This window comes from Mycobacterium sp. TH-M11 (assembly GCF_057473725.1).
The window spans coordinates 1-4,292 of record NZ_JBYCLD010000091.1 but is presented as its reverse complement, the minus strand read 5'-3'; the positions used below and the strand labels follow the sequence as shown (position 1 = coordinate 4,292).

The 4,292-nt window shown below is 64.5% G+C and carries 4 protein-coding genes and 1 pseudogene; 4 read left to right on the top strand and 1 reads right to left on the bottom strand.

Going from position 1 to position 4,292, the window contains the following annotated elements; translation table 11 throughout:
- Positions 1–276: 276 nt before the first annotated feature.
- Positions 277–546: pseudogene (locus AC2VOG_RS03715) on the top strand (hypothetical protein); the annotation flags it as partial.
- A 325-nt stretch (positions 547–871) separates the two neighbouring features.
- Here the strand turns inward: AC2VOG_RS03715 and AC2VOG_RS03710 are convergent.
- Positions 872–1,339, bottom strand: coding sequence for a hypothetical protein (locus AC2VOG_RS03710; RefSeq protein ID WP_486938564.1), 468 nt, complete (start codon positions 1,337–1,339; stop codon positions 872–874).
- 249 nt (positions 1,340–1,588) lie between these two features.
- On the opposite strand from AC2VOG_RS03710, the gene AC2VOG_RS03705 reads away from it, so the two are divergent.
- From AC2VOG_RS03705 to AC2VOG_RS03695, 3 genes are all read left to right on the top strand, one after another.
- Positions 1,589–3,031, top strand: a complete 1,443-nt coding sequence (locus AC2VOG_RS03705) for a DUF3375 domain-containing protein (RefSeq protein WP_486938562.1) — start codon at positions 1,589–1,591, stop codon at positions 3,029–3,031.
- Positions 3,028–3,606, top strand: coding sequence for a DUF4194 domain-containing protein (locus AC2VOG_RS03700; RefSeq protein ID WP_486938561.1), 579 nt, complete (start codon positions 3,028–3,030; stop codon positions 3,604–3,606). The genes AC2VOG_RS03705 and AC2VOG_RS03700 overlap by 4 nt, the downstream gene beginning before the upstream one ends.
- The coding region (locus AC2VOG_RS03695) for an ATP-binding protein (protein WP_486938563.1) at positions 3,599–4,292 on the top strand (694 nt) is incomplete at its 3' end. The genes AC2VOG_RS03700 and AC2VOG_RS03695, both read left to right, overlap by 8 nt.

Genomic DNA, 4,292 nt, shown 5'->3' with positions numbered 1-4,292 from the left:
GTAGCTCGCTGGGCTCATAACCCAGAGGTCGCAGGTTCGAATCCTGTCCCCGCTACTAGTAGAAACGGCCCTCGGAGATCACTCCGGGGGCCGTTTTCATGCCCGATGGCCACCTATTTGGCCACACTAGGCAAGCTCCATAGTTAACTACTCTGCGCCTGGCGGAAGCTGTGGTCCGCCCCTTGTGCACGATAGTCTGGGCAACCCTGCTCAACAGGGTCTCGGCCATCGTTTGCTGACACGCAAATTTTCTTGCAAGCTCACTGCTGAAGAGGTGAAATCGCGCCAATGGAGGTCTATCTGCCAGCACGCGGATGGGGCGATCTTCGTCGGGGAGCGGCAGTGGCTGGGCTCAGAGAGATGGATGGCGGCCGATTGCTGTTGCGCCCATACCCGACACCAGCGGGTGCCACGTTGACCCTGGGGTTGGATACCACTGGATTTCGAACGGTGTTGTGGCCGCGTGTCTACGCCGATTTGCGCACGGTCGGCGTACGGGGAGAAGACGCTGCTGAGCACCTGCGTGAGGAAATAAGCAAGAAGTGACTGAAGCTGAACCAGCCCGAACTGGCATTGGTGCGCGTCGTGCACCACTACGGGGAACGGCCCGAGTTCGTCGTACTCGGCGGACTGATGCCTGCCCTGCTGTGCGCGAACTCGCGCTGGCGGCACGCTAGAACGACGGATGTTGACGTTCAGGTCGATCTGGCAATCGCTGGCGGCGGTGTTCAAGCCCAGCGGTTGGAGCAGGCACTACGAAACGCCGAATTTGTACCGGACGGCACGCGCGACTGGCGTTGGACTCTCATCGAGCCATCCGGATTGCGTGCGACCTCCTGTGCGGTTTGATCTGGCTCCAGTCAGGCATCGTTCAGCTCGCAAAGAGGGTGGCGGAGGTTCGCGTGCGCCAGCGGGCAGCTGGCGACTCGCTCGGCGCGGCTGCCCGCGGCGGCGCTTCAATGAAGCGCATGAGGTCGGCACCCTGTGGACCGTAGGTTCCGCGGTTGTCTCCCTGCATTACCCAGTTGTGTTGCTGGTCGGCACGGGCCGCGATGGCGGCGTTGGCCTGCCGGCGCAGCACACGCTGTTCGCCGTACCACCAGGAAGCAGCTGCTGCAGTGCAAAAGGCAGCGAACTCGGCACCGCCGTCGTTCCCCGAGACAAGGCTTGCGATGCCCAGCGGGGCGCCCACGGCGGTCAGGCAGAGCGCGGTGGCACGGCGGCGTCGGCGACGGACCCCACGATCGGGGTGTGTGTAGAAGCGCTTGATCGGCGGGTAGCCATGCTTGACGGCCTGCCTGATCAAGAAGATCAATCCGCCCCATACCAGGACCGTCACGGCCAAGTTCAAGAAGAGTAAGCCGGCATCGTTGTTGCGGCGTGTGGTGGACATGTCGGGCGCCCTTTCTGTGGACTTGACTTAATGCGGTTGTAGCAGTGGGTACCGACACGGGTGGCTGTCGTGCGATCCCACGTCACGTCCAGCGCCGACGGGTCGGTAGCTTGCCCAGAGGTGGTCTTGCCCAGAGGTGCTCTTGCCCGGCGCGTGCGACACGAACCTGTCGGTGGAACTCTCTACGCTTTCCTGGTGGACTACGCGGCGATCGACGCATTGCGGGAGCGGCATCCCGCTTGGCGGCTGCTGCGTGCCGGCAACGCCACGCTGATTCTGTCCTTCCTCGGGGAGTTTTTCGTCGAGAGCAATCGAGGCGCGTGCCCGGCAAGTGAGGTCGCGGACGCGTTGGACGACCATCTGCACGCCCTGAACGCCGAGATCCCCACTGACCGCGGGGACGAGCGGTTTCCGAGGGATCCCCGCTCCTATCTGGAGGACTGGGCGGCCGCCGACGCCGCGTATCTGCGCCGGTTCTATCCGCCCGGCGACGACGAAGTGCACTACGAGGTCACGCCGGCGTTCGAGAAGGCCTACGCATGGGTGATGAGCCTCAAGGGCAGGTCCTTCGTCGGGACCGAATCCAGACTGCACACGGTGGTCGAGTTGCTTCGCCAGATCGTGCACGGAACCGAAGTCGAACCCGGCGTCCGGCTGGCCGAACTGCGCCGCCGCCGCGACGAACTCGACACCGAGATCGCGGCCGTCGAAGCCGGCGTCGTCACGGTCCTGGATGCGACGGGGGTCCGCGACCGTTACCAGCAGCTCTCCACGACCGCGCGGGAACTGCTCTCGGACTTTCGCGAGGTTGAAGAGAACTTCCGGCTTCTCGACCGTGCCGCGCGAGAAAAGATTGCGGCGTGGGACGGCTCCAAGGGCGAATTGCTCGCCGAGCTGGTCGGGAGCCGCTCCGAGATCGCCGGCTCGGACCAGGGGCGCAGCTTCCAGTCGTTCTACGACTTCCTGCTCTCCGAGTCGCGCCAGGCCGAGCTCGCAGAGCTGCTCACCAAAGTGTCAGCCCTCGACATGATCGAGGCCGACCAACGCATTCGCGGTATCCACCACGACTGGTCCGAAGCTGCCGATCGTGCGCAGCGCACGGTCCGCCAAATTTCGGAACAACTGCGCCGCTTCCTCGACGACCAGGTCTGGCTGGAGAACCGGCGCGTTCTCGACCTGGTTCGGTCGGTGGAGAGCGTTGCGCTTGAGCTCCGCGACAACCCGCCTACCTTCGGGCTGGAGCTTGATGCGCCGGGCATCGAGATCGTGTTGCCCTTCGAACGCCCGCTCTACCAGCCCCCCGCGGCGGTAGCGGTGGAGAGCCAGATCGCGGCGGCCACCGAGGAGGTCGACGCCGACCTTCTCTTCAGCCAAACCTTCGTCGACCAGGCGCGGCTGGTCGAGATCGTCCGAAGCGTACTGCCCGAGGGCTCGATGGCTCTGTTGTCGGATGTTGTCGCGACGCACCCCATTGAGCAGGGAGCCGCGGAGATCGTGGGCTATCTTGCGCTCAATGACGAAGACGTGGCGGTCGAGATGGATGACACCGAAGAGACGTACCTGGAGTACGCCGACCCCGCCGACCCGGACATCACCAAGCGGGCCAGGCTACCGAAAGTGACGGTGCGGCGGCGATGAGCAGCGAGCATGCCGTCGCCAGCGCGATCATCCGGCTGATGCAGGGTGTCATCTACCGAGAATCGGATGAGGACACCTGGCTGACGCTGGAACGCCAGGGCGCCGGTGTCCGAGACCATTTCGCCACCATCGGCGTCGACGTGGTCGTCGATGACGTGGAGGGTTTCGGCTATCTGCGGTCCCGGACCGAGGAGGACGGCGATGAAGTGCTCCCGCGCCTGGTGCGCAGGCGCGCGCTGACATACAACGTCAGTCTGCTGCTGGTGCTGCTGCGCAAGCGGCTCGTCGAGTTCGAGACCGCCGGTGGCGACGGCCGTCTGGTGCTCACCACCGACCAGATCGTGGAGATGCTGAGGCTCTTCCAGGCCGAGTCGACGAACGACGCGCGCGTCGTGGACCAGGCGGAGACGACGATCAACAAGGCGCGCGACCTCGGCTTTCTGCGGCAGCTGCGCGGTCAGAGTGACCATTGGGAGGTGCGGCGCATCCTCAAGGCCTACGTCGACGCCCAGACCCTGTCGGACTTCGCGACCAAGCTGCGCGAGTATGCCGGAGCGGCGACCGGCGATGAGTGACGGGCTCTTCTCGATGGTCGGACTCGGCGACGCCCGACGGGCCGGCTACCGCCTGCAGTACACGGAAGTATTCAACTGGGGCACGTTCGACTCCCAAGTCTGGCGTCTGTCTCCGGGCGCCGATACCGCTCTGCTCACCGGCGACATCGGCTCGGGCAAGTCGACGCTGGTCGACGCGCTCACCACGTTGCTGATGCCGTCACACAAGGCCGCCTACAACAAGGCGGCGGGTGCCGAGGCCAAGGAACGCACCCTGCGCTCCTACGTCGAAGGCCATTACAAGTCCGAGCGAAACGAAACCACCGGACGGTCCCGCGCCAAGGGTCTGCGGGAGAACACAAAGACCTACTCCGTCGTCCTCGGGGTCTTCACAAACCAGGGTTACGACGAGACAGTCACCCTGGCCCAAGTCTTCCAGCAACGCGAGAGCACCGGACAGCCCTACCGCTTCTTCGTCACCGCACCCAAAGCGCTCTCGATCGCAACGGATTTCGCCGACTTCGGGACTGACCTGCGGGACCTTCGCAAGAGGCTGCGCGCTGCGGGGGCGGAGATCTTCGACGAGTTCCCCAAATACGCAACCTCGCTGCGTCGCCTGCTCGGAATCCGATCGGAACAAGCACTCGAGCTGTTCCACCAGACCGTGTCGATGAAGTCGGTCGGCAACCTCAATGACTTCGTGCGCG